This is a genomic window from Sphingobacterium sp. R2 (genome assembly GCF_040760075.1).
Lineage (GTDB): Bacteria > Bacteroidota > Bacteroidia > Sphingobacteriales > Sphingobacteriaceae > Sphingobacterium.
In genome coordinates, this window is the sequence record NZ_CP142884.1 from 2,738,894 (window position 1) to 2,763,745 (window position 24,852).

Annotated in this window: 20 protein-coding genes; 12 read left to right on the top strand and 8 right to left on the bottom strand. The window is 42.7% G+C overall.

Translation table 11 applies throughout. From position 1 onward, the window contains the following. Nucleotides 1–12: 12 nt before the first annotated feature. A complete protein-coding gene (locus VXM68_RS11375; RefSeq protein ID WP_209579006.1) occupies nucleotides 13–825 on the top strand; it encodes a formate/nitrite transporter family protein in 813 nt (270 codons plus the stop codon). 14 nt (nucleotides 826–839) lie between these two features. After that, nucleotides 840–1,232 (top strand): hypothetical protein, encoded by a 393-nt coding sequence (locus tag VXM68_RS11380; protein ID WP_312363436.1) that lies wholly within the window; start codon nucleotides 840–842, stop codon nucleotides 1,230–1,232. Nucleotides 1,233–1,299: 67 nt separating this feature from the next. Here the strand turns inward: VXM68_RS11380 and VXM68_RS11385 are convergent, their stop codons facing one another. Further along, complete coding sequence (locus tag VXM68_RS11385; protein ID WP_367208789.1) at nucleotides 1,300–1,992, bottom strand: Crp/Fnr family transcriptional regulator; 693 nt, start codon at nucleotides 1,990–1,992, stop codon at nucleotides 1,300–1,302. A 215-nt stretch (nucleotides 1,993–2,207) separates the two neighbouring features. On the opposite strand from VXM68_RS11385, the gene VXM68_RS11390 reads away from it, so the two are divergent. Next, nucleotides 2,208–2,732 (top strand): hypothetical protein, encoded by a 525-nt coding sequence (locus VXM68_RS11390; protein ID WP_293937596.1) that lies wholly within the window; start codon nucleotides 2,208–2,210, stop codon nucleotides 2,730–2,732. A gap of 11 nt (nucleotides 2,733–2,743) precedes the next feature. Here VXM68_RS11390 and VXM68_RS11395 read toward each other — a convergent pair whose 3' ends face one another. Together VXM68_RS11395 and VXM68_RS11400 are read right to left on the bottom strand one after the other, a co-directional pair. Next, nucleotides 2,744–3,658, bottom strand: coding sequence for a helix-turn-helix domain-containing protein (locus VXM68_RS11395; protein ID WP_367208790.1), 915 nt, complete (start codon nucleotides 3,656–3,658; stop codon nucleotides 2,744–2,746). 69 nt (nucleotides 3,659–3,727) lie between these two features. Then, complete coding sequence (locus VXM68_RS11400; protein WP_367208791.1) at nucleotides 3,728–4,579, bottom strand: oxidoreductase; 852 nt, start codon at nucleotides 4,577–4,579, stop codon at nucleotides 3,728–3,730. A 212-nt stretch (nucleotides 4,580–4,791) separates the two neighbouring features. On the opposite strand from VXM68_RS11400, the gene VXM68_RS11405 reads away from it, so the two are divergent. The 5 genes from VXM68_RS11405 to VXM68_RS11425 all read left to right on the top strand — a co-directional run bounded on the left by VXM68_RS11405 (nucleotide 4,792) and on the right by VXM68_RS11425 (nucleotide 11,880). After that, nucleotides 4,792–5,253, top strand: a complete 462-nt coding sequence (locus VXM68_RS11405; protein ID WP_367208792.1) for a redoxin domain-containing protein — start codon at nucleotides 4,792–4,794, stop codon at nucleotides 5,251–5,253. Between the two features lie 2 nt (nucleotides 5,254–5,255). Further along, complete coding sequence (locus tag VXM68_RS11410) at nucleotides 5,256–5,765, top strand: DsbA family protein (RefSeq protein WP_367208793.1); 510 nt, start codon at nucleotides 5,256–5,258, stop codon at nucleotides 5,763–5,765. A 38-nt stretch (nucleotides 5,766–5,803) separates the two neighbouring features. Continuing rightward, nucleotides 5,804–6,628, top strand: a complete 825-nt coding sequence (locus VXM68_RS11415; protein WP_293953403.1) for an alpha/beta hydrolase — start codon at nucleotides 5,804–5,806, stop codon at nucleotides 6,626–6,628. Between the two features lie 236 nt (nucleotides 6,629–6,864). After that, entirely contained in the window at nucleotides 6,865–10,101 is a 3,237-nt protein-coding gene (locus VXM68_RS11420; protein WP_367208794.1) for a SusC/RagA family TonB-linked outer membrane protein, read from the top strand. Between the two features lie 12 nt (nucleotides 10,102–10,113). Beyond that, a complete protein-coding gene (locus VXM68_RS11425; RefSeq protein WP_367208795.1) occupies nucleotides 10,114–11,880 on the top strand; it encodes a RagB/SusD family nutrient uptake outer membrane protein in 1,767 nt (588 codons plus the stop codon). 127 nt (nucleotides 11,881–12,007) lie between these two features. On the opposite strand, the gene VXM68_RS11430 is transcribed toward VXM68_RS11425, so the two are convergent. Continuing rightward, nucleotides 12,008–13,420 (bottom strand): alpha-L-fucosidase, encoded by a 1,413-nt coding sequence (locus VXM68_RS11430; RefSeq protein ID WP_367208796.1) that lies wholly within the window; start codon nucleotides 13,418–13,420, stop codon nucleotides 12,008–12,010. Nucleotides 13,421–13,549: 129 nt separating this feature from the next. Between VXM68_RS11430 and VXM68_RS11435 the strand changes: the two genes are divergently transcribed. From VXM68_RS11435 to VXM68_RS11450, 4 genes are all read left to right on the top strand, one after another. Next, the gene (locus VXM68_RS11435) at nucleotides 13,550–14,968 is read left to right on the top strand and encodes a sensor histidine kinase (RefSeq protein WP_367208797.1); all 1,419 of its coding nucleotides are present in this window, start codon (nucleotides 13,550–13,552) and stop codon (nucleotides 14,966–14,968) included. Continuing rightward, nucleotides 14,949–15,653, top strand: coding sequence for a response regulator transcription factor (locus VXM68_RS11440; RefSeq protein ID WP_367208798.1), 705 nt, complete (start codon nucleotides 14,949–14,951; stop codon nucleotides 15,651–15,653). Before VXM68_RS11435 ends, VXM68_RS11440 begins: the two co-directional genes overlap by 20 nt. Nucleotides 15,654–15,697: 44 nt before the next feature. Beyond that, nucleotides 15,698–16,282 carry a Crp/Fnr family transcriptional regulator gene (locus VXM68_RS11445; protein ID WP_293953414.1) on the top strand — a complete coding sequence of 195 codons (585 nt, stop codon included), beginning with the start codon at nucleotides 15,698–15,700 and terminating at the stop codon, nucleotides 16,280–16,282. Nucleotides 16,283–16,496: 214 nt separating this feature from the next. After that, nucleotides 16,497–17,312 carry a helix-turn-helix domain-containing protein gene (locus tag VXM68_RS11450; protein WP_367208799.1) on the top strand — a complete coding sequence of 272 codons (816 nt, stop codon included), beginning with the start codon at nucleotides 16,497–16,499 and terminating at the stop codon, nucleotides 17,310–17,312. Between the two features lie 2 nt (nucleotides 17,313–17,314). Here VXM68_RS11450 and VXM68_RS11455 read toward each other — a convergent pair whose 3' ends face one another. The 4 genes from VXM68_RS11455 to VXM68_RS11470 all read right to left on the bottom strand — a co-directional run bounded on the left by VXM68_RS11455 (nucleotide 17,315) and on the right by VXM68_RS11470 (nucleotide 24,842). Continuing rightward, complete coding sequence (locus VXM68_RS11455) at nucleotides 17,315–18,442, bottom strand: MBL fold metallo-hydrolase (RefSeq protein ID WP_294186829.1); 1,128 nt, start codon at nucleotides 18,440–18,442, stop codon at nucleotides 17,315–17,317. 156 nt (nucleotides 18,443–18,598) lie between these two features. After that, nucleotides 18,599–20,071 (bottom strand): redoxin domain-containing protein, encoded by a 1,473-nt coding sequence (locus tag VXM68_RS11460; protein WP_367208800.1) that lies wholly within the window; start codon nucleotides 20,069–20,071, stop codon nucleotides 18,599–18,601. A 23-nt stretch (nucleotides 20,072–20,094) separates the two neighbouring features. Further along, a complete protein-coding gene (locus VXM68_RS11465; RefSeq protein WP_367208801.1) occupies nucleotides 20,095–21,480 on the bottom strand; it encodes a RagB/SusD family nutrient uptake outer membrane protein in 1,386 nt (461 codons plus the stop codon). An 11-nt stretch (nucleotides 21,481–21,491) separates the two neighbouring features. Continuing rightward, nucleotides 21,492–24,842, bottom strand: a complete 3,351-nt coding sequence (locus VXM68_RS11470; protein ID WP_367208802.1) for a SusC/RagA family TonB-linked outer membrane protein — start codon at nucleotides 24,840–24,842, stop codon at nucleotides 21,492–21,494. Nucleotides 24,843–24,852 lie beyond the last annotated feature (10 nt).

Sequence of the window (24,852 nt, forward strand, 5' to 3'; positions counted from 1 at the left end):
AAACAAAATACGATGGATTATATCAGCCCCAAAGAGGTAGCAAGTGCGATGATGAACACCGCTATCTACAAATCTTCGCTTCCGATCAAAGACCTCTTGATACGGGGAGCGCTGTCAGGTGCCTTACTGGCAATTTCAGTTACTCTTGCCCTATTGGCTACTTCCCAGACCGGGTTGGGTTTAGTTGGTGCATTTGTTTTTCCAGTAGGATTTGTGATTATTGTCATCCTCGGTCTCGAACTGGTGACGGGAAGTTTTTCCTTGGTACCATTGGCGTGGTTTGAAGGAAAGATCAATTTTAAAGCGATGGTCTCAAATCTTTTCTGGGTTTTTCTAGGTAATTTACTGGGTAGTGTACTCTTTGCGATTTTGTTTTGGGCTGCGAGCACGGAGACTGGTCAATTGAGCCAGCTTGGAAACATCGAACATAGTCTGATGCTAATTAGTGAAAAGAAAACACTTGGATACAGCGCCCATGGTGCTGCGGGTTTGTTTTCGGCTTTTGTCAAAGCCATTCTATGTAATTGGATGGTGTGTATGGGTGTGGTGATGTCCATGACATCGAAGTCTACGCTTGGAAAGATATTGGCGGCAGGTATTCCGATCTTTATATTCTTTGCTTTAGGTTATGAGCATGCTGTGGTCAATATGTTTGTGATTCCCGCAGGAATGATGTTTGGAGCAAAAGTAACGATTTCCGACTGGTGGCTGTGCAATCAGCTGATTGTTACGGCTGGGAACATTGTCGGTGGACTGCTCTTTACTGGGATGGCCATTTATTACACGTATCATCAAAAAGAAAAAGTGTCGACTTCGCAAACTTAAATTTTATGGATCAGATGAAAAAACTGTTGACGGTATGCTTGCTGTTAATGATTAGCAGTCAGATGTATGGTCAGGAAAAAATAGTAAAAGGCAGTCTATTTGAAGGAATTGTTGTGGCAGGATATGCTGACCATGGTGCCTACATCAATTGTACGGGGCCAGCGTTGAAATATACATTCGCACCCAAGAGCTGCCTATTGGTCGGTTTATTGCCTAGCTTAAAGCTGAAAGAAGATAAGGTTGATCCGGGGAAGCCAAAGAACTCCTGGATTACGCCCTCTCTGGGATTTGGTTTAACAGCTGTATTCCGACATATTGCCATTCAGTTGCCAGCATTCTATACCGCAAAAACGAGTGCTGCTGATGGTAAATGGAGGTTGGGAGTCGGTATGGGGTATAAATTTTAAGGTGATGTATTTTTAAGGGAATATATGATTTGGGGAGTCGTTAGCCGTCATGGACGGTTTCGCTCCCCTATTTTTCTTCAGATAGATCCTGTAGAAGCTGGAGGTTTTTAATAAAAATATCTTTTTTGTCCATCATGATGGCTCCTAATTCGATAAGTTCGCTCAGTGTACGATATACGGTCTCGTACGTAGCGCCTACGTAGGATGCTAAGTCTTTTTTGCTTAGGGATAACCCAATATATCCATCCTTATGTTCCTCGCTGAAAATACGGTGAAGTAACAATAGGCTCCAGGCAAGGCGATTTTTAACAGGAAGTTGGGTCAGTTGGGTCATCTTTTGTTCAGAAAGATGTAGTTCGTCGGCAAAAAACAACATCAACCGGTAACTCAGCTCAGGATTTATGCGTAGTGTGGACAGGAAGAACGGCATCTCCACGAAGCAGAGCTGTGACACTTTCAGGGTTGTTGCAGAAATAGGGTACACATTTTGTTCGGTACTGACCCCACGATGACCGACGATATCTCCTTTTTTTGCAAATCGTACAATGGTTTCTTTATCCCCGAGATTGCGATGGACTTTGACGAGTCCAGACTGGACAAAATAAATACCCTGAACCGATTGCCCTTCGGTGATAAACTGTTCACCTTTTTTTAATTTGATATTCTTCCGATGAAGGTCGATCTGTCCGAGCCAGTCTTGTAAGACATAACGGCACATAAGGCAGGAGTGGTCGCAGGTATTTACTTTTTTCGATTTCATCAAAATCTAATTTGTATAGTGAGACGGTATTTTGTCGGTCCAAAGGTATTACCTATTCGCTTAAATTCCTATATTACCTTTTATAAAAAAAAGGCATATAGAATCATTTAATTTATTTCACCATAAAGCTGTAGGTATATTTCCTTCAGATAAAACGATAGCATGTTTTAAATTGTTAATCATGCAGGTACACTGTTTTAAATTACTGAATACACATGAAAAAGATCGAACTAGTCCCACTTGTTGGGATTCAAATTGAAGGTATTGGTCCGGTTAATCTCGGTGCGGGCCGTGCTGAAGTTCAAAGTGTACTTGGTACTCCTTCAGATGCGCTGGACGACCAATATTATTATGATGAACTCGAATTGAGACTTGATTTTAATGATCAGGGAACATTGGAATTTATAGAAAGCATCAATGGACCCAATCCGGAAAAAACGGAGATCAGTATCTACGGTGTTAATCCATTTCAGCTGGAAGCGACTGAACTTGTAACGATCTTAACGGATAAAAACCAGGGTGAGGTTGATGATGCCGAAGCGGGATACTGCTATACATTTTTAAATAGCTCTGTTGGTGTCTGGCGACAGATTACTGAAGAGGATGTTCAGGAGGAGATTGAGGAAATCAAAGCCGATGGCGAATACGAAGATAATGCGGATATGCTATTGGAGGATCTTGAAAAATCAAAATTCTTTTGGACAATCGGCATTGGAGTAGCGGGATATTACGCAGATTAAATTGAAGTAATTTATTGAAAAAATTGCCTAAACTCCAGAGGACTATGCTGTGTATTCTTTTTAAAGACTTTGCTGAATGACTGCGGATGCTCGAAACCTAATTCATAGGCAATTTCACTGATGGACTGGGAGCTGGTGCTCAAGCGCAATTTGGCATACTCGATCATTTTTTGCTGAATATGCTGCTGGGTGTTTTGTTGTGTATAGATGCGGAGCAGGCTGCCAAGATAGTTTGGCGATAGATTGAGCTGTTGTGCCAGAAAGCCAACCGTTGGAACCCCATGTTGTTGTAGCATATCCTGTTTGAAATGTGCTGCGAGCAACTGCTCAAATTTGGTGACCAGCTCCTGCGTGGATCGCTTTCGGGTAATAAATTGCCGCTCATAGAATCGCTCTGCATAAATAAGCAGGCGCTCAACCTGTTTTAGAATCAGTTCGCGGCTGAATTTGTCAATGTTAGATTGATATTCCTTTTCAATATTCTGTAGAATGTCGACGATTACGGATTCTTCTTTGTCGGAAAGAAAAAGTGCTTCATTGACTTGATATTGAAAGAAATCGTACTGGTGAATATATTTTGCCAATTCGCTGTTCCACAGGAAATCGGGATGGATCAACAGGATCCATCCACTGGGTTTCGCCTCTACTTCCTGATTGATTTCCACTTTTAAAAATTGTAAGGGTGATACAAAGGAAAGAACGCCCGAATCAAAGTCATAGTGCTGCTGACCATAGTTAAATCGGGCATTCACATTTCTCTTTAAACCGATCGAATAAAAATGTTGTATCCAATTCAATTTTTTGTCATTTACAGGGTAATGTACCTGACTATAGTCCACTAAGCTGATTAACGGATGCTCTGGTTTGGGCAGACCGCAAAAGCTGTGAAATTCCGACAAGGAATGAAAGCGAAATGTATTCTCCATAGGTGTAAATTTACTTATTTTCTTTTTTTATTGGCACTAATTTCCTTTTTATACCCAAAGTGCGATGTCTTATTCGGCCGATTTGTCAAAACCGGTTGATACGGTATAGCTTTTCCACTTTTCAATCTCCGCTGTCAACATGTTGATTTTATTTTTTGCCAGTTCATACGCATCCTGGCCCATCAGTAAATGGACAGGAGGTTCTTGCAGTTTGCTCACCTCGATCAATAGTGTTGCGGCTCTCTGTGGATCGTTAACCTGATTTCCATTAATCTCGTGTTGGTGTGTGGCTTCGCTTTCGCGGGCGGTAATGTACGCTGCAATTGGATTGGCTGCGGTTTGTAGGGAGCCTTCGGATAGAAAGTCGGTTCTGAAGTATCCTGGGTAAACTACAGTTGTATGTACACCAAAAGGTTTCATTTCGGTCGCTAGGGCTTCGCTAAAACCAGCTACTGCGAATTTCGTGGAACAGTATACACCAAAGGCTGGGTAATTACCAACCAGACCGCCGATCGAGGCTATATTGAAAATGTGTCCCGATTGCTGACGGCGCATATGGGGCGCAATGTGGCGGATGACATTTAGTGATCCAAAAACATTGACCTCAAAGTTGCGGCGGGTTTCTGATTCGCTCAGTTCTTCAAGTGCGCCGGTCTGACCATAGCCAGCATTATTGACGAGCACATCAATTCTTCCGAAATAATCAATGGCCGAAAGTACCGCGCGGGCAACATCTTTGTCATCCGTAATGTCTACTTCCAGCGGTAGAAAGTTTTCCGCTTCACCAATTTCATTTTCCAGCGCCTTTTTTGTCCGCGATGTGGCAACGACAAGGTAATCTTGCGCAAGCAGCTCTTTAACTAAATTGAGACCTAACCCCTTAGAGGCACCGGTGACAAACCATACTTTTTGTGATTTCATGTGTTTCTGTTTTTAAATAAAAGAATAGTACAAAGGTGGTGAATCGCTGCACGACAGATGTAGGCAGATCAACGAATGTTGTAGCCATATCGGGGATGAGGTGTTTTTTTTTCTTTAAAACAATTTTTGCTTTAGCGTGCTTTATTTAGGAGTGATATCAATACTATCAAGACTGGTATCTCAAAAAATGGTTGAATTCTAAAAAAGTTGATATGTTACAAAAAAATGATGTTGCACCCGATTTTACCTTGTATGCAACACCGGATCAAAAAATTAAATTATCGGAATTTAAAGGACGTAATGTGATACTGGCATTTTATCCGGCAGACTGGAGTCCGGTCTGTAGCGATCAAATGGCCCTGTACAATGAAATGCATAAGTATTTTAAGAAATATGATGCCGAGATCATGGGTATCTCGGTCGACAGTAAATGGTGCCACATGGCATTTGCAGAGTCGCGTAAGCTGCATTTTCCGCTCTTAGCTGATTTTGAAGGCAAAGGTGAGGTCGCTAAGCAGTATGGTGTTTACGACGAAGAAGAGGGTGAGTGCAAACGCGCGCTCTTTGTAATCGATAAAGAAGGTGTCATTGCCTGGAGCTACTTGTCGCCAACCGCTGTCAACCCAGGTGCTGACGGTATAATCGAGGCGTTGGAAAATCTTAAAACGAATTAATTATGTCATTAAAACCAAACGTCAGCGAGGCTGATCATATACTGGGCAACGGTCAGGCAGATCTCACCATTGTCGAATACGGCGACTATCAATGTCCACATTGTGGAAAAGCTCACCCCGTTATAAAAGAGATGATGGCCGAACTCGGAAGTCAGATCCGGTTTGTCTTTCGCAATTTTCCCTTATCAGAAATGCATCCTTATGCCAAATCTGCGGCACTGGCGGCCGAAGCAGCTGCGCTTCAGGGTAAATTCTGGGAAATGCATGATGCTATTTTCGAAAATCAAAATTCACTCAATGACCAATGGCTACTGGATATGGCCCAGCAGCTGGAATTAGACATGGACAAATTCAGATCGGATCTAAACGACGAGTCAATAGTAGACCGTGTGGAAGGAGATTTTGAAAGTGGTATGATGAGTGGGGTGAATGGGACGCCAACCTTTTTTGTTAATGGCCAAAAATTTGACGGAGGAGCGGAAGATCTGGTACAGGTGCTACGGGAACAGTAAGAGATTATATAAACAAGAACATAAATAAATTACGCATTATGGCAGTATTAAAAATTAAAGACGGAACAGAAATTTATTATAAAGACTGGGGTACAGGACAACCCATTGTATTTCATCATGGTTGGCCTTTATCCAGTGACGATTGGGATGCGCAGCTGATGTTTTTCCTCCATAACGGATACCGTGTAATTGCGCATGATCGCCGTGGGCACGGGCGTTCGACACAGACGGCAGATGGGCACGAGATGGATACTTACGCATCGGACGTTGCACAATTGGTGGAAGCGTTAGATCTAAAGGATGCGATCCATATCGGCCATTCGACGGGCGGAGGAGAAGTTGTTCGCTACCTCACCAATTATGGTACAAAGCGTGTTTCAAAAGCTGTTTTGATCAGTTCGGTTACACCTACGATGGCCAAGAGTGCGTCAAACCCCGACGGTGTACCTATGGAAGTCTTCGATGAAATAAGAGCGAATACTGCCAAACATAGGCAACAATATTTTCAGGACTTTACCCTTGCTTTTTATGGCTATAACCGGGACGGGGCGGATGTAAAACAAGGCGTAATGGACAACTGGTGGCGACAAGGAATGATGGGAGGTATAAATGCTCAATATGATTGTGTCAAAGCGTTTTCTGAAACCGACTTTACTGAGGAAATGAAAAACTTAGAAATTCCTGTACTTGTCCTGCATGGTGAGGATGACCAGATCGTACCGATCGATATAACAGGTAAAAGGGCTGCACAGCTTGTAAAAAATGGTACTTTAATAACCTATCCGGGTTTTCCACATGGAATGCCTACGACAGAAGCAGAAACCATCAATAAAGATATCCTGGCTTTTATTCAAGAAAATTAAATCAATATACTTTCCTGGCCGAAAGGTATGGATATAAACAGTAAGAACTGCTCGCAAATGGGCAGTTCTTTTTCGTTTGTATTACCTAAAAACTAAATTTATGTGAAATATTTCTCTGCATAATCTGTTTAGCAGTTGATATTGGTGATATTAATTAAATATTTATTAACATTAACGTAAATTATAAACCAAGTCAAAGTACCAACTTTGGTGCAAAATTCTAAACCAGACAAAAAATGCAGAAGACATTACTAATCAGTATGGCATTGGGTCTATCTTATCCCACATGGGCTAACGTAGAGCGTAATCATGTCAAATTGGCTAAAGAAGCGCAAGATGTTGCAGTTCAGATGACCGTAAGAGGGGTGGTCAAAGGCAAAGATGGAATCGTGTTGTCCGGAGTTACTGTCACCAATTTAACTACCCAAAAAACCACCTCAACAAATGGTGCAGGTCAGTTTGTGATCGAAGCCAGTGTAGGGCAAAAACTCAAATTGACAGGCATAGGCTACAGTGAAAAAATCGTCGGTGTGACAGGTGGACAGATCGACGTCACCATGGAATCCAAAGACACTGCGCTTGAAGAAGTCGTGGTGGTCGGTTATGGTACGCAGAAAAAAGTGAATCTGACCGGTGCTGTAGACCAGGTGGGGGCAGAAGCTTTTGAGGGACGCGTGCTGGGCAACGCAAGCCAGATGCTCCAAGGGGTCATTCCCAACTTAAATGTAACCCCGGCAGATGGTAAACCCAATCGGGCGCCAAGTTTCAATATCCGTGGTACAACTTCCATTGGTCAGGGGGGGAGTGCACTTGTCCTTATCGATGGTGTTGAGGGTGATCTTTCAGCGATCAATCCCAATGATATTGAAAGTGTAACCACACTGAAGGATGCTGCTTCATCGGCAATCTATGGTTCGCGGGGAACGTTTGGTGTTGTACTTGTCACAACCAAACGTGCCAAGTCCGGAAAAACTTCTATTAGCTATTCAGGAAGTGGTTCTTTTCAGAAACCGATCGCTTTACCCAAATTTGTGACGGATGGCTACGAATATGCTTCGCATTTCTTTACAGCCTATAATGCCTGGAACAATTATTCTTCGATTCCGAGCAAGCTCAACAAGACACAGATCTTTACAACAGATTGGCTGGAAGAATTTAAGAGAAGAAAAGAACAGGGAATTACAGAGCAAGTAACGGTAGATGATAAGGGTAATTATGTTTACTACGGTAATGAAGATTATTACGGTACGTTGATCAAGGACAATACCTTTGTCCAGGATCATAACCTCTCTATCAGCGGTAATTCCGAAAAAATGGATTACTACATTTCTGGTCGTGCTTACGATTATAACGGTATGTACCGCTATAATAGCGATAAATATAAAACCTATAATACGCGTGCAAAAGCCGGCCTTCAGGTGACCGACTGGTTGCGGATCAGCAACAACATCGATTTTAATTATGCCAAATATAGAGACCCATCGACTGCTGGTGAAGGTGGAAATATCTGGCGCAATATTGCCGATGAAGGGCACCCTTCTTCGCCGATCTTTAACCCTGATGGATCTTTGAGCTTTTCTGCAGCCTATACAGTAGGGGATTTTATCTACGGTAAGAATGGTACGAATACGGCCAATCAGGATCTCCGCAACACTACTTCTTTCGAGACTAAGTTTTTCAACAATACGTTCCGCGTAAAGGGGGATCTGACTTTCAGAAATCGTGATTTTAATTCAGTAAGGGTTCGTGTGCCTGTCCCGTATAGTACCCAGGAGGGAAAAATGCTGCGGTTGGAAACAAGCATGAATGATAATATTTATCAGGTAGACCAACGCTACCGTTACTTGTTCGGAAATCTTTACAGTGAATATGAACGTACAATAGGTGACCATTACTTTAAAGGTTTGCTCGGCTATAATTATGAGCAGCGGACTTATCATTCAACGTATATCACCAAGACCGGTCTGCTTAATGACGACGTAGAAAATATCAACCTGGCCGTAGGGCAGAATACCACAGCAACCGCGGGATATAATAAATACCGCAATGTCGGGGTATTTATGCGTGCCAATTATATCTTCAAAGACCGTTATCTTTTTGAATTTAATGGCCGCTATGATGGTTCGTCCAAATTTCCGACAAACCAACGATGGGGATTGTTCCCGTCTGCATCCGTAGGCTGGCGTATATCGGAAGAGCCTTTCTTCCAGGTGGATAAAAAGGCGCTGTCTGATCTGAAGCTAAGGGCCTCCTATGGTTCTTTGGGTAATGGTAATGTGGATCCCTATTCCTATCTGGATATCTATGAAATCAAGATTATGGACCGGGTGATAAATGGTCAGAAACCTTCCTATACCTCGGTGCCTAAAGTTATTCCGGATAACTTAACTTGGGAAACTGCACGCACGGCCAATCTAGGTCTCGATCTATCTTCGTTAAATGGGAAATTAACCTTTACCGGAGATATCTATCAGCGCAAGACCCTCAATATGTATACCCTTGGTGTGGCGATGCCGGATATTTTTGGAGCGGAGTCACCAAAAGGGAACTATGCGGATATGACTACCAAAGGTTTTGAGCTGAGCTTGACTTATAAGGATAGATTCGATCTGAACGGTAGTCCTTTCAATTGGTCCGTTAGGGGTACTTTGGCTGATTATAGATCCAATATAGACCGTTATGAGAATAAGGAAGGCTTAATTAAGGACGGTTCCTATTACGAAGGACAGCGGATTGGTGAGATCTGGGGTTATGTAACCCAGGGATTATTCCAGAACCAGACGGAGATTGACGGAGCAGCAAAACAAAAACTGATCAAATCGTCCAACAATGGGACGATCTATCCGGGGGATGTCCGTTTTACGGATCTCAATGGCGACGGTGTGATTGATTATGGAAACAATACGATCTACAGCCATGGCGATAGAACGGTCATCGGTAATGCCGATCCACGGTATATCTATAGCTTTAACCTTAATTTGGATTGGAAGGGGATCTACCTTTCTTCATTTTTCCAAGGCGTAGGGAAGCAGAACTGGTATCCGAGCAATGAGTCGATTTTCTGGGGACAGTACAATAGACCTTATAACAATTTACCGGAATGGCATCTCAATAATTATTGGACAGCAGATAATCCGAATGGCTATTTCCCACGTTATGCCGGTTATAACGAGTCTATTAAAACCACCCCCCAAACGAGATACTTACAAAATGTGGCCTATATTCGGATGAAAAACTTACAGATTGGGTATAGCTTTCCTAAGTCTGTGACAAACCGATTAAAGATCAGTAGCCTTCGTGCAGGCCTATCGGGTGAGAACCTATGGACCTGGTCACCGCTTTACAAAAAGACGAAGGATCTCGATGTCGGCAACTTGGGCAAATCGGACCCGGAAATCGGAACAGGCTCCGGTGACGGATTTAATTATCCGATCATGAAGAGCATCAGTTTTAATTTATCTATTGGATTATAGTTTTATATTAACATGAAAAAATTGTTTTATATACCCGTTGTTGCACTTTTATTCAGTTCTTGTGAACTGAATGAGCTGCCAAAGGCAGGAGCAACCGAAGAAGATATCTTTGGCAGTGAAAGTGGGTTGAAAAATTACAGTAACTCCTTCTATCGGAATATCACTTCAGGAAGTGACGCATATAAGGGCGATGCAATGGCCGATTATTCGGCCGTAAATAGCCTCAATGATTTTATGGTCGGTGGTGCGTATAGCGCAGAAATCAGTTCGGGCTGGTCGTGGACGACTTTACGCAATATCAACCAATTGATAGCTAAATGTAATAGTCCGAAATTGAGCGATGCCATCAAAAATAACTATATCGGCTTAGCCCGCTTTTTCAGAGCTTGGTTCTATTATGAGAAGGTAGTTCGTTTTGGCGATGTGCCTTGGGTAGATCACCCTTTGGCTGTTGATGAGACGGATATTCTTAAAGCACCACGGGATTCGCGCGAAGTGGTCATGAAGCACATCATGGAAGATTTAGACTTTGCCTACGCCAATATCACAAATACGGGGGGCGACGGTAGTACGGTTAATAAATGGACAGCACTTGGTTTGAAGACCCGAATCGCGCTGTTCGAAGGAACATTTCGTAAATACCAAAAGCTCAATTTGGCTACACAGCCGGAAGTATTCTTCCACATGGCGGTAGACGCTGGCAAGATTTTAATGGAAAATGGGCCTTATGGCCTTAATATCTCCGCAGATCCTAAAACATCACAGCGACAGTTGTTTACCAGTAATACGCCAGTGACAAAAGAGGTCATGTTGGCCGTAACTTTCAGTAAAGATCTTGCGCTTTTGAACGACGCCAACTGGTGGTGGACCTCAGCGACCTACGGTCCACGTTTAAGTTTAGTAAGGCCTTTTATCAATAGTTTTTTGAATGTTGACGGTACTCCTTATACGGATAGACCGAACTTTCAGACGGAGGAATTCTATGAGGAGTGTCAAAATCGCGACTTGCGCTTGGCGCAGTTGATCCGGACGCCAGGATATTCCCGTAATGGACAGCCTGCTCCCCCAAATTTTGCAAGTTTTACCTATACAGGATATCAACCGATTAAGTATACTTTAGACGATCCCTATTACGACAATGGTGGTTACAATACCAATGCAGTTCCTTTAATGCGTTATGCGGAAATATTATTAAACTATGCTGAAGCGAAACAGGAACTAGGTACTTTCAATGATGCGGATTGGTCGAAAACTATTGGAGCATTACGTTCAAGGGCTGGAATAACAAGTGGAACGAATACACTGCCGACCAAAGTGGATACCTACTTGAAAAATACATTCTTCCCCGAAGTCAATAGTCCCGTGCTTTTGGAAATCCGTCGTGAAAGACAAGTGGAATTAGCCCTGGAGGGCTTCCGTTTCAATGATTTGAAGCGATGGAAACTTGGACCATTGATGGCCAATTTGCCTTGGACAGGTATTTATATTCCAGCGCTGGATAAATTGATCGATATCGATCATAACGGTACGCCTGATGTTGTGTTTTATGACGGCAGTAAATCTGCGCCTTCGATCACTGTCCCGGCAGGAGTAGCCAAAGTGGCTATCGGGGGCAAAAGTACCAATTTCCAGACCATGACTGCAGACAATCATCTAGAATGGTTTAAGGCTGTGAAGCGTACTTGGGATGACAACAACAAGCAATACCTTTACCCAATTCCGTCTGCAGCGATTGTGCTGAACGGAAATCTGACACAGAATCCGGGTTGGAGTAAATAAGCATTATTTGATCCGTTCGCTAATCATAAAGCCCCTTGCAGTATGGCATGGGGCTTTATGATTAGCGTTTCCTGAATGAGTTCGGTGAAAATATTAAACTGATATAAATCAGCATTATCGGGTTTTACTATTGCTGTCGACGCTCCTGATAAACGCCAATTTCGTTCACGACCGCATGACTTTTTTCAGGTTTAATGCTGAAGCGTAATTTTTGTCCCAGTAATTCATCAAAGCGGAAGATCTTGATGCGGCCCTGTTGTACCGCTGTAACCGCGATAGGATGCCATTTTCCATCTTTTAGATAGGATAAGTTATACTGGGAAGGATTGTCTTTTCCTTCGGTAATAACCACACTATTGAAAGCTTTACTACGTTCAAAATCCAATTCATACCATACTTCACCTTTGACTGCAGGATTGGAGACCCAGGCGCTGCCAAAGTTATCGTCGTTGGCAAAATCCATGATATTCATATCGTCGCTCCAGCTGCTGTATGAAGCTACTTGTTTGGCCATATTGTGGTCGACTATTGGTGCCTGGTAACTTGGTAATGAACTGTAGCTGGGTTTATTTTTGTATAATGTGCCGATTTTTTTCAAGGCTTCTAGCGCATTTTGATCCATCAGACCATCACTATTTGGTGCTACATTGAGCATAAAGTTGCAATACGCGTTGTTGTACGGAATTACAAATTTCTCGACCAATTCATTGACGTTTTTAACTGGGGTGTTCGGAAACGATGTTTTCCAGAACCAATTTTGCTGTAAGGGAAGACAGGCCATTGCCGGCAATCTGTTATGCTCCTTGGAGATAAATTGACCCGCGCCTTGTTCGTACGATTTGATATCGGTGTAAAACAACGCATCACCGGGGTATTTTGCCGAATTGAGATCCATCAACAAACATTTTGGTTGGAGTGATTTGACAAGATAATAGATGTCATCGAAAGGAACATCGTCGTACGAAATGCGTGACCAAGGTGCATCCCAGCCATCAATCACCAAAGCGTCGATTTCTCCATATTGGGTGAGCAATTCCGTCAGCTGATCTTTGATCAGCTGGATATGGGCTTTGGTAATGGTGTGCGGCCGTATACCTTGGTGCATATCCAGGATCGAATAATACAGCATTACCCGAAGACCATTTTTGCGAAAGGCTTCAGTAAACTCTTTAACAACATCACGATGTAAAGGTGTATTCATGACATTATAATCTGTAGTTTTGGTGTTCCAGATCGGGAAACCACTGTGATGCTTGGTTGTCAGGCAGCCATAACTCATATTTGCCGATTTGGCCGCTTTGGCCCATTGGTCTGCGTTGAGTTTGGGTGATTTAAACAATTCAAGAGCAGCATTGGGGTCGGACCAGTCCTGTTCCATAAAAGTTGGCATCCCGTAATGGATAAACATACCAAATCCTAGATTGACAAAATCGAGCTGGCTCTGCTCAAGTATTTTTTTCGAAAAACTGGTTTGCGCAAACAGGCTGTGGCCCAGCAGGAGGCAATATAGACCGAGTAGCGTCTGGGAAATTTTGGACATAATTTGCTAATTTGTTAGGCTGTAAAGATAAGGCAACAAGAAGTATCTTGTGTTTAACAGAAACCTAATGAAAGCCTAATAAAAGCCTAATGGTATCACGGATCAATAAATAGATGTTATTTTTAACCCATGAACAGCGCCAATAGAAATATATATCCCTGGGCATTTGGTATGAGCTTCCTGATCTTGACCCTGCTGATCGGTTTTCTGATCTTCAATACCTATAAGCTTGAAGATCGAAATTACCAGATCGGACAGCTCGGACAAATCCAGAATGCCTATGGTGCTGCAGTAATGGATGATAAGATATTCCCCGGTGGGAATACGATATTTCAGACTTCATTGGTGCCCTGTCTTTCGCTTTGGTCTAGCAAGGTGCCTGCTGGTACATTTGATTCCGCTAAATTTGCTCAGCAATGTATGGAACCTTTTCTCAAACACTTGCGGCAAGAACAATCACTGGATAGTATCTTTCAGCAGATCATACAGCAACAGCAACTTGATAAAGATCTTGTTTATCTGTTTCATTTTGATAAATTGGAAGTTTACGATTCCACAGCTAAGGTTTGGAAAGTGTTGTATGAAACGGTACGTGATAATCCTGCTGGCGCCATAGCTGGTCGGCTAGAAAATACGGGGGTTAATAATCGGGTATTTGAACTGTCTGTGAGTGATAAAAGTCCAAGTCCCTATCGGTTTACCTATAGCCTATATGTAGATTATGAGAATCGGGGCTGGCGGATTGTACAACAGATGGCACCCGTATTTTTGCTGTCTTTGACCTGTATTGCGGTCATTGTTCTGCTTAGTTACCGGACTTATAGCAATTGGATCAGCCAGCGCAAGCTTGCCGATCTCAAAACAAGTTTTCTGAACCATATGCGCCATGAATTCAATACCCCGCTGACGACAATCCTCATCAGTGCACACAGTTTGATCGATCGTGAAACAGGGAAAGACGATAAGGAGGTGGCACAAATTGGGCGCATCGTAGAAAGGCAAGCCAAACGACTCAAAGCTTATTTTGAACAGGTTATGGGATCTGTGGCCTTACAGGAACGACAGCCAAAGATCGTTCAGCTTCCGCTGAACGGGCTCACAGAGCAGCTGCTGGATGAGCTTCGCTTGCGGTATCATGATGAGATCGAACTCCGATACGAAGCATTAATGTCTGACATTGAAATGAAGCTAGACGAAGATTATTATTTTTCGATCTTAGATAACCTCGTATCCAATGCCATCAAATTTAATGACAGTAATGAAAAGTACATTCGGTTTACCTGGCAGTTCACGGAAGACCAATACTGTCTTAAAATAGCAGATAATGGTTCTGGTATAAGCCCTGATGAACGGGCTAAAGTATTTACAGCATTTTATCGGGGAAGATTATCAGGAAATAAACCGGGGCTTGGATTGGGACTATATTACATCAAATCCTGTTTGGACCGTTTGGGATGGGCAATTCATATGGAAGAGCGGGCAAGTGCGGGTACGATTTTTTATATTTACATGGGCAATGCAGCATCCAATGGCAAAAGACAAGATTGATATTCTTTTGATCGAAGACGAACCCGATTTGGGGGAGGTTTTTTCGCGCTATCTGCGCTACAAAGGACTTACGGTGTTTTGGGAAAGTACCGCTGAAGGTGGCTGGGCAAATTTTCAGCGTGTTTCTGTCAAACTCCTGATCATCGATGTCCAGCTGCCCGATGGTAACGGTTTTGATCTTGCGCAACGGATAATTGCTAGCAATCCGGGACAGCCTATTTTCTTTTTGACAGCACTTCACGAGCGCAACTCCCGATTAAAGGGGCTTTCTTTAGGCGCCGTTGATTATATAGCCAAACCTTTCGATATGGATGAAATATTGCTCAAGATCCGCAATCTATTGAAAGTAGCTTCTGCTTCCGAAAAAGATCCGGTTTTACAGCTAGAATTGGAGATTGGCAGTTTGAGACTCAATATGGAGCGGTTTACGCTGGGAAATGAAGTGAAAAAGGTGCAAAAGCTCACCGTAAGGGAAGCAGAACTGCTGCATTACTTGATTTTGAATAAAAATATGTTGGTCAGCAAAAAAGATTTACTCTTAAAGTTTTGGGGCAATACAGACTTCTTTAATGGTAAAAGTTTGGAAGTTTTTATCTCCCGACTTCGCAAGTTGTTGCAAATGGATCGTAAACTCCACATCGAAAGTATCTATGGTGCAGGTTATATATTACATGAAGATGTTTGATTACGTGAATATGTCTGACTGCCTTTTACACGAAAAACAATACAATGATATACGAAAATATTCTAAAAAATGTGTCTAAGTGCATTACGTTGACCGCGGAAGAGATCGCGCAGTTCACGGGTATACTCACAACAAAAAAGGTCCCCAAGAAGACCATGTTATTGAATGAGGGAGAAATCTGTCAGTTTGAAGGTTATGTGCAAAAAGGCTGTGTGCGGATCTACTACTTGGATGAAAATGGCTTTGAAGTAACCTTAGCCTTTGCGGTGGAAGACTGGTGGATCAGCGATATTGCATCCTTTCATTATCATACACCTTCCAGTCTCTATATGGAAACATTGGAAGACAGCGAATTTTTAATGCTGACACCGGATACTAAAGAGAGATTATTAGAGACTATTCCAAAATTTGAACGTGTATTTCGTATGCTGGTTCAGCGCCGGCTAGCCGTTTTGCAGAACAGGTTGATCCATACGATGGCCAAACCTGCAGCGGATCGATACCTCGAATTTATTGAACTATACCCGACTATTTCCCAAAGGGTGCCGCAATACTATATTGCATCCTATCTGGGGGTCTCGCCCGAATTTGTCAGTATTATACGCAAACGGCTTGCTGCAAAGAAATAGAAGCAGCTATGTTTCTAGTGGCTCAATCTATTCGGATATAGTTTAACGTGTTTAAATATTGAGGTTGTTTTAGTCTTGAGCTTTATAGGATATAAAAATTGAGCTTCTCGGCAATCGTATTTTTTAAAACGTGTTGAATATTTGCTACCTTTAGGCTTAGGCTCCTATTGGATGTGTATGAACCCTTTTATATAGCCGATTTAAATCAGTAGAAATGAGTATAAAAGACAGTGATTTTGGGAATGCTTTTTTGTATTCCTGTTATTTTGAGAAAGTATTTGGTCATGAACAGTTCATTCCCGAACACGTCGTTTTTTTTCAGATTTCCGGTGAAACGCATCTTGACCATCAGAAAGGCAAAATGGTCGCCACTGAAGGACAGATCGTTGTCGCGCGCAAAAACCAATTGGCCAAAGCTTTTAAGTATCCCGCGAAAAATGATATCTATAAATCTGTTTCGGTAGTTTTGCAAGCCAATCGCCTGAAGCAGTATGCGATGGATCATCATCTAAATTCGGATAGAAAGTATGCGGGCGAGCCTAACAGTGTACTCGAAAGCAACTTGTTTATCAAAAGTTATTTTGAATCACTGACGCCCTATGCCGAGGCAGGCGACCGTGTGAGCCATCAAATGGAACAGATCAAGATCTATGAATTAATTACTTTACTATTGGAGAGTTACCCGCAGCTTAAGGAGCTCCTGTTTGACTTTTCGGAGCCCCATAAGATAGATCTTGAACAGTTTATGGTCAAAAATTACAGGTACAATGTACCTCTTGAAAACTTTGCCAAGCTGACAGGACGCAGTTTGGCCAGTTTTAAGCGTGATTTTGAAAAGATATTTCAGACTTCACCCCGAAAATGGCTACAGGAAAAGCGTCTTTCCGAGGCCTATTATCTGATTAAAAGCAGGCGTCAAAAGCCTGCTGATTTTTATCTTGATCTCGGTTTCGAAAACCTTTCTCATTTTTATGCCTCTTTCAAGGAAAAGTTTGGGATCACTCCAGCCACTGTCAATTCAGTCGTTTAGTACTATTTTTTCCACCAATAGCTAGGTGTTAAAGGGGGCTGATCGAGGTCAATGACCTGACCGATCATGGGGGTAAGCAAAGGCTGTTGTTGTCGTATTGCTTCCTTGGAAATGCGTTCTAAAGGTTCATACCAGGCGTGATTGGCCAGTACAAACTTGGAGGAATGAACAGGAAATAGTACGGAAGCTTTGAGGTCATGTGCTGCTTGAACAACCTCTTCTGGCATCATGTGGATATGTTTCCAGCTGAGGTCATATTGGCCATTTTCCAAGATAGCCAAGTCAAAAGGTCCCAATTGGTTTCCGATTTCTTTAAAGTGGCTATCATACCCACTGTCCCCTCCTAAATAGAGTTTCTTTGTGGGCGTCTTGAGCGCGTAGGAAGCCCATAATGTATTAGCCGTAAAGATACCACGGCCTGAGAAATGTCGTGCTGGAGCGACTGTTACCTGAAAACCGTCCCCCAGGTCAACCTCATCCCACCAATCTTTTTCGATAATCTGTTCAGGACGATATCCCCAATATTCAAGGTGAGCGCCGACACCAAGACCAACAATGACCTTTCCAACCCGGGGCTGCAATGCCTTTAGTGTTTTGTAGTCCATATGATCGTAATGGTCGTGCGATATAAATAGGAAGTCGATTGCCGGTAGGTCCGATACAATCGACACATCCGTGCCTTTAAAAGCCTTTACACTGCCGGGAATTGGAGAGGCGCTGCCGCTAAAGACAGGGTCTACAAGGATATTTTTGCCATCTACATGTAGCAAGTAGGAGGAGTGGCCAAACCAAACAAGCCCATGAGACTGCTCGAGTAGTTTCTTCCAGTCGACATGTACTGTGGGTATATTATATTGGGGACTTGTTTCGTTCGAACGCTTAAAAAAATAATCATATAGCGCTACAGTCCAAGGCTGTGAGAGCATGGGCGTTGGACTCGTATTACGGAATTTTCCGTTTTTAAATTGCTTAGATAGCTGTATGCGCTGCAGTCTTTCGCCCGAAGGCCTTTTGCCAAATTGTGGATGCATCATAATGTATAATCCGATGAAAGCGATGAAAACGGCGAGTCCTAGGATTATTCTTTTCAAAAATCGAAGCCACTTATTGCTGTTTTTTCTTATTCTCATCTGCTTAGTGTATAGCAACAAAGATAAGGCAGCAGAGCGAGATCTATTTTTGCTGATGGCTCAATTTTATGTGCTGTATGGCTCACATACCGGCGTCTAGCACCAGAGTATTGATCGTAAAAGATGTCTGCCCCCGCAGTGGAGGCAGACTTGTTTTTAGCCCTTATAAGGTTTCTTAGCCGCCTCAATAAGTTCTTTCATTTCTAATTTGATATAGTCTACGTTTGGTGTAGATCCTGTCAAAAAGTAACGAATATTGCCTTCTTTGTCGATGATAAATTTTGCCGGAATACCTTTAACACCAAATTTCGCCGCCATGACTTCTCCAGTTTGCGGATCTTTTTGATCATCGTAAAGCACTTCAAACGGATAATTGTTTTTAGTGATAAAGGAGACCACATTTTCTTTGTAATTCTTATCGCGTTCCCAGGTATTCATGAATAGAAATTGAACATCTTTATCATTTGCATACGATTCTTGTGCAGCTTTCATTCCTGGAAATGAGCGGACACAGGGTTGACACCAGGTTGCCCAAAAATCTAATACCACTACTTTTCCTTTTAAGCTGCTCAAGGAGACTTTCTCACCTTTCATATTAAGCAACTCAAAATCAGGTGCGGGTTTAAAGACTGCCATTTCCTTGATATGATTGCGGATGTTCTGCGTTAATTCCGTTTTTAGGGAAGCGTTAAAACGTTCGTAGCCTTGATCAGAACCGTTCAACTCGGTATACAATTTCTTAAGATCATTTTCGACGGCGAACTGTCCTTTAGCATATAATTTGGTGAGAATATTATAGGCCTCGAGCTTTCTTCCAGTACCCATTAGTGATTTGTAATAGACCATTGCAAGTCCATCCGCTTGTTCTGGAGCAACTTTTAAAGCATTCTCTATATAATTGAGCGCTTCGGCATATTTTTTCTGTGCAACGAGGATATTGACATAAGCCGACATGGAGCTCGCATAGCCCATGCCTGCAAAACGGGCTTTGTTATCTTTTTCATTCTCTGGAAGCGTTAAATAATAATAGCTATCATCCATAGCAGTTTTTAAGAGCGGTGCAGCAGTTGCCGTGTCGCCCGCACTCAACAAAATTTGCCCCACAGGGATATAGCCGTTTCCGCGCCAGAATCGTTCTTTCAGTTCGCCTAAATAATGCACAGCTTTTTGTGCATTTCCGTCGTTGGCAAAACTCTGTGCTAAAGTAGCCACTACGTAATCGTAGGTGAGGGGCTCTTCACTGAAGTTCTTAACCGGCCACTTTTTTATAAGTTCATTATACGCTTTCTCTTTTGCCAATGGTGTATTGGCCGTGTAAAAAACATTGGTTATAAAGGCATCGCGGGTTAGTGATCCTTTTGGGTATTTTTTCTTTGCCACTGCCTCGACCGATGTTTGCAGATCTTCTTTGCCTAAAGCGCACAGAATATTGATTGTCGTGCGGTAGTCTTCTTCAGACTTATAAGTCTTTAGCTCGCTCATTAATACATTTGCGAGCGAATCCTTTTGCTCCATCGTCCCTTTTTCTATAATAGGCAGATAGTGTTGGTATTTGTTTTTTGTGGGTTGTTGGGCAAATGCTGCTGTTAGCGCAAACGCGAAAGCAGCCGTCAAGATTTTTCTTTTCATTATATATATGATTTTTTAGTTCCTTAATTTTCGTATCCTGGATTTTGTGTCAAGTTTCTATTGATTAAAATCTGCGCTTGTGGAATCGGAAATAAGACATCCGTCGTTTGCCAGTTTGATTTGATTGGGGCCAATACGGCGTTAGCGCGGTCGGTGCGCTTAAGATCGAGCCAGCGATGGCCAAACTCACCAAAAAATTCATGGAGACGTTCGGTCTCTATAGCAGACAATAACTGGGATTGGTTTAAGCTTGTGTTAAGTCCCGCAAGGCCCGCACGACTGCGTACGGCATCTAGATCCGTCCGTGCTTCTGTTAATTTTCCGAGCTTGGCCCTAGCTTCTGCACGGATAAGATATTGTTCAGCTAAACGTAGCATAACGTGGTATTCGGATCCTGCGCCTGAGGACGCTTTATATTTGGTTATGGCATAATAGGTTTTATTGGATACCGTCTTTGAACTTGTCCAATTGATCTTTCTTAAATCAGGTGTTGGCAAGGTTTCAAAACTGTTGTATACGGCATCTGGCAGGGTGTATCCCGGAGTCACTGTAGCTGTCGTTATATAATTAGCACCGAATGTGGTTACTCCAGTCTGATTGCCAAGTTGAAGAATAACCTCATTGCTCGAGTTTACAAAGTTTTTATCAGGTGTGGGCATACCGTAATCGGTTGACTGCAAAACTTTAGTTGCATAAGATTCGGCATTTTGATAATCTTTTTGGTAAAGATATACTCTGGCCAGTAAAGCGCTGGCGGCAGCCTTATTGGCGCGCCCTCTTGGACTGGCAGTAGCATCATAAGTTGGTGCCATTTTGCTCTCCGCATCTTTAAGATCTGCAATAATCTGATCGTACACTTGCTGTGCGGGCGTCCGCGGTAGTACAGCGTCTTCAAATGCATGCAGGTCATCGCGCAATTGTAACGGCACATCACCATACAGATTGACGAGATAGAAATAGGCATAAGCTCTAAAAAATTTTGCTTCTCCCAGGAGTTGATCCTTTACACTTGGGGTAAGGGAGGTGGATGCTTCGAGACCGGATATCGCGTTATTCGCATTTTTGATAAGCTGATAGGTATTGTACCAAAAGTTGGCAACATTATAATTTGTATTCAGCAGATTATTACTCGCGAATTCGGAGGTATTGGGGTCGGCCGAATTGTACTGAAGGTCGTCGGCTGCTACCCCAGTATAGAACGTTGACGTTCCAGGAAGATTAATGCTTAATGTTGTGGTATACAACCCTCTGATCACGCTATTTGCAGAAGCGTCTGTAGCGAACGCTTCACCCGCTAGCACCTGATTTGGAGGAGCACCCAACTCCACAAATTTTGAACAGGAGCTAACAAGCAGCGTTGCACTGGTGATGGCGAATAATAATATATTGTTATTGATGTTTAATTTCATGATTTCTAGTTTTAAAATTGACAGTTAAATCCAAATACAATCGTACGCAATGGTGGCAGTACTTGAGCAATCGTTCCAGTTCCTAAACCCGGAGGCCCGCCTTGAACGGTTGTTTCGGTATCCAGAACATATTTGTTCTTGGCCCAGGTAAAGAGGTTTTGACCTTGCATAAAGACATTGCAATTGGACATCTTCAGTTTGGAAGTCCAGCTTTTCGGTAAGTTGTAAGATAAATTGACCGACCTTAATTTAATATAAGAAGCGTCACCATAGACTGCGTCGGAGTTGGTATACAGATTATAAGAATTGCTTAAAGCAGCTCCATCCGCTGAAGCTCCTTGAGTTGCTGGGAGAATAGCGCCCGGGATAGTTGTATTGGTATTCGTTGGTGTCCATCGGTCCAGCCAGTAATCGTTTTGGTTGACCAAAGCCCCAGGTCTTGAATTGAGGATTTTGGTTAAGCCAAACCGGTGATTAAATTGAAAGAATACGCCAAGTTCAAAGCCTTTGTAAGAAAAGGTATTGTTAAATCCACCATAGAATGGCGTACCTAAGTCAGCAACATAGCGGTCATCACCCGTAATTGCTCCATCACCATTGCGATCTTCGTATAAAGCTCTTCCTGTTGCCGGATCGACACCTTGATAGTGGTACAAACGGATCATATTGAGCGGCTCACCCACCAAGAAACTACTTGCATAGAAGGTGTTTTCAATTCCAGGAAATTCGACCAGTTTATTTTTATAAAATGTAAAGTTTGCCGATGTTTTCCATGTAAAATTTTCATTGGTTACGTTGGTGGTATTCAGTTCCAATTCCAAACCCGTATTTTGGATCAAAGCTGGCAGGTTTTCTTTGTAACTATTGTAACCTGTTTGGGTGCTCAAAACTAAATCGGTGATTTGGTCGGAAGAGCGATTCCTGAAGAAGTTTCCTGTAAACAAAATTCGATCATTTAAGAAACCCAGATCGATTGCAAACTCCAATTTTTTGGTCGTTTCCCATTTAATGTATTCATTCGGAAGCGATCCCATGTTCATGGAAGGATTGTTAAGGTAGGCCGTTGCTGATGAGTATAGTGGGAGGTACAGGTAATTTGAAATCTGGTCGTTACCGGTTGATCCATAGCTTGCTCTCAACTTACCAAAACTTAAAAATTGCAGGTTATCCTGCACGAAGTCCTCTTTTCCAAAAACCCAACCTAATCCAATTGCGCCGAAATTTCCGAATCTATTTTTAGGGCCGAAGCGAGATGAACCGTCCCTTCTGAAAGTTCCGTTAAACAAATATTTCTCTTTCCAGTCGTAATTTACTTTTCCGAATACGGCATTATATTTATAATAAACGAGGTTGTTACTTGCGGAAAATTGTCCTGCGGCTCCAAGCGAGCCTAACAGTGCATCGTTTGAATAATTGGTACCATTAGTGGTCTGTGAGCGGGACGAGTTCTGTTGAAAGCTTGTTCCGATCAATGCCGTCAATTTACCTTCACCCATATTTTTCACATAATCCAGTGTCGGCTCAATAATCCAATTTTCGGCCTTTGTATTGGAGAAGCTGGAAGCACCAAGCGGGTTAGTGACGGTATTATTTAAGGACGTGATTGGGCGTTGATTATTTTGGTTCAATTGGGTAATGGTATAACCAAAATTTGCTTTTGCCGTTAATCCAGGTATGATTTTATAACTCAAGTTGGCATTGGAGATCAGGTTATTGGTATTGCCAAAGTACTTCCGTTCGAGCAGGGCGATCGGATTATCAATAAATGTCGTTGGTGGTAACCAGTAGTATTTTCCATTGTCGCCATAAATGGGATAATTGGGCGCCAGATTGTAGAGTGATGTCACATCCGACGAAGGCATATCGGAATTATCATTGGCATAGCTAACCGATAAAGCGGCATTAAACTTTTTGTCAGAAGAGGTGTGATCCAGATTTAGGCGGGAGGTAAAGCGGCTATTTTTACTGTCACCATAAAATACGGTACTTTCTCGTCTATATCCGGAGTTGAAGAAAAAGCGGGTGGATTCGTTTCCGCCAGACATATTCGCTTGAACGTCGGTGATATGGCCTTTATTTCCAATCAGCATTTTCTGCCAATCCGTCGATTTGTTTTGATCCCATAACATAAGATCGGGGGCATTGTCTGTAGTAGGTGTCACGCCAGCATTGGCGAAAGCCTCTTTTCTTAAGGTCAGATATTGTTCTAGATTTAACATGGGGATAAAGCGGTTGACCTCAGTAAATCCCGTATTGAAGTTGACACCAATACGGGTGCGGCCTGCAGATCCCTTTTTTGTTGTAATCAAGACCACACCATTGGCGCCCCGACTACCGTAGATCGCGGTGGCATCGGCATCTTTCAGCACATCAATTCGCTCGATATCCGCGGGGTTAATCATACTGAACGGACTTAATCCCCCCGAAGAGGCCGATATTCCAAAGGAATTGAGGTTGTCCGTAGCAGGTTGTCCGCCGTTAAAGTTGGTAAATGGAACCCCATCAATAACGTACAGCGGAATGGATCCAGAGGTCGTACCACTTAGTGAGGCCTGATTTCTGATCTGGATCTGAACGGCACTTCCAGGTACACCGTTGTTTTGAGCGATTAATACCCCGGACAATCTTCCGGATAGGGCTGCGAGTGGATTACTTACCGGTTGCGAGGTAATATCTTTCGCTGTGATTGAGGCAACCGAGCCGGTATTCAGTCTGCGTGTTGTTGTGCCATAGCCAATCACAACGACTTCTTCCAAACTACCTTCTTCAGGCTTAAGTTTGATCGGTGTAGGACTCGCAATAAGCTGTTTTGCTGGAATTTCGACCTTTTGATACCCTATAAAAGAAAAAGTAATAATAACATCGTCATTCGGGATACGCAGTCCCCATTGTCCATTAACATCGGTCGCTGTACTCGTTTGCATGGTGCGGTATTCTGCTTTTTGCCAGTCTTTAATGATCACAGAGACACCTGCTAGTGGCGTTCCATTTTCGTTGACTACTTGTCCTGCTATTTGTCGTTGATTTTGTTGTTTTTCCTTTACAGCGATAATATTGTTGTCCAATAGTTCCCATGTTAAGTTGCTTCCGGCAAGCGATTGGGAAAGAATATCTTTCACACTGATTTTCTTCCCGACAATATTGACCTTGGCGTCAGGTAAGATCGATTTGCTAAAGAACATTTTGTATTTGCTCTTCGCGTTGATTGTTTGAAAAACATCTTCCAGCTTTCCGCCCTGGATGGAAACATCGATTTTTTCAGTTTGCGAATAGGCAAAGCTTTGTACGTGCAAGGTGCTTAGGCAAACGAGCAGTAGCGCTAATCGCGACTCTTTTCTAAATTTGGGTTTTGTTTTGATCATGTGAGTTATA

What these genes read in the sequence shown, in the direction of transcription:
- VXM68_RS11375 (WP_209579006.1), top strand. Translation starts at nt 13, where the DNA reads ATGGATTATATCAGCCCCAAAGAGGTAGCAAGTGCGATGATGAACACC.
- VXM68_RS11435 (WP_367208797.1), top strand. Translation starts at nt 13,550, where the DNA reads ATGAACAGCGCCAATAGAAATATATATCCCTGGGCATTTGGTATGAGC.
- VXM68_RS11460 (WP_367208800.1), bottom strand. Translation starts at nt 20,071, where the DNA reads ATGAAAAGAAAAATCTTGACGGCTGCTTTCGCGTTTGCGCTAACAGCA.
- VXM68_RS11400 (WP_367208791.1), bottom strand. Translation starts at nt 4,579, where the DNA reads ATGAAATCACAAAAAGTATGGTTTGTCACCGGTGCCTCTAAGGGGTTA.
- VXM68_RS11415 (WP_293953403.1), top strand. Translation starts at nt 5,804, where the DNA reads ATGGCAGTATTAAAAATTAAAGACGGAACAGAAATTTATTATAAAGAC.
- VXM68_RS11410 (WP_367208793.1), top strand. Translation starts at nt 5,256, where the DNA reads ATGTCATTAAAACCAAACGTCAGCGAGGCTGATCATATACTGGGCAAC.
- VXM68_RS11445 (WP_293953414.1), top strand. Translation starts at nt 15,698, where the DNA reads ATGATATACGAAAATATTCTAAAAAATGTGTCTAAGTGCATTACGTTG.
- VXM68_RS11395 (WP_367208790.1), bottom strand. Translation starts at nt 3,658, where the DNA reads ATGGAGAATACATTTCGCTTTCATTCCTTGTCGGAATTTCACAGCTTT.
- VXM68_RS11385 (WP_367208789.1), bottom strand. Translation starts at nt 1,992, where the DNA reads ATGAAATCGAAAAAAGTAAATACCTGCGACCACTCCTGCCTTATGTGC.
- VXM68_RS11430 (WP_367208796.1), bottom strand. Translation starts at nt 13,420, where the DNA reads ATGTCCAAAATTTCCCAGACGCTACTCGGTCTATATTGCCTCCTGCTG.
- VXM68_RS11470 (WP_367208802.1), bottom strand. Translation starts at nt 24,842, where the DNA reads ATGATCAAAACAAAACCCAAATTTAGAAAAGAGTCGCGATTAGCGCTA.
- VXM68_RS11380 (WP_312363436.1), top strand. Translation starts at nt 840, where the DNA reads ATGAAAAAACTGTTGACGGTATGCTTGCTGTTAATGATTAGCAGTCAG.
- VXM68_RS11455 (WP_294186829.1), bottom strand. Translation starts at nt 18,442, where the DNA reads ATGAGAATAAGAAAAAACAGCAATAAGTGGCTTCGATTTTTGAAAAGA.
- VXM68_RS11450 (WP_367208799.1), top strand. Translation starts at nt 16,497, where the DNA reads ATGAGTATAAAAGACAGTGATTTTGGGAATGCTTTTTTGTATTCCTGT.
- VXM68_RS11440 (WP_367208798.1), top strand. Translation starts at nt 14,949, where the DNA reads ATGGCAAAAGACAAGATTGATATTCTTTTGATCGAAGACGAACCCGAT.
- VXM68_RS11405 (WP_367208792.1), top strand. Translation starts at nt 4,792, where the DNA reads ATGTTACAAAAAAATGATGTTGCACCCGATTTTACCTTGTATGCAACA.
- VXM68_RS11420 (WP_367208794.1), top strand. Translation starts at nt 6,865, where the DNA reads ATGCAGAAGACATTACTAATCAGTATGGCATTGGGTCTATCTTATCCC.
- VXM68_RS11465 (WP_367208801.1), bottom strand. Translation starts at nt 21,480, where the DNA reads ATGAAATTAAACATCAATAACAATATATTATTATTCGCCATCACCAGT.
- VXM68_RS11425 (WP_367208795.1), top strand. Translation starts at nt 10,114, where the DNA reads ATGAAAAAATTGTTTTATATACCCGTTGTTGCACTTTTATTCAGTTCT.
- VXM68_RS11390 (WP_293937596.1), top strand. Translation starts at nt 2,208, where the DNA reads ATGAAAAAGATCGAACTAGTCCCACTTGTTGGGATTCAAATTGAAGGT.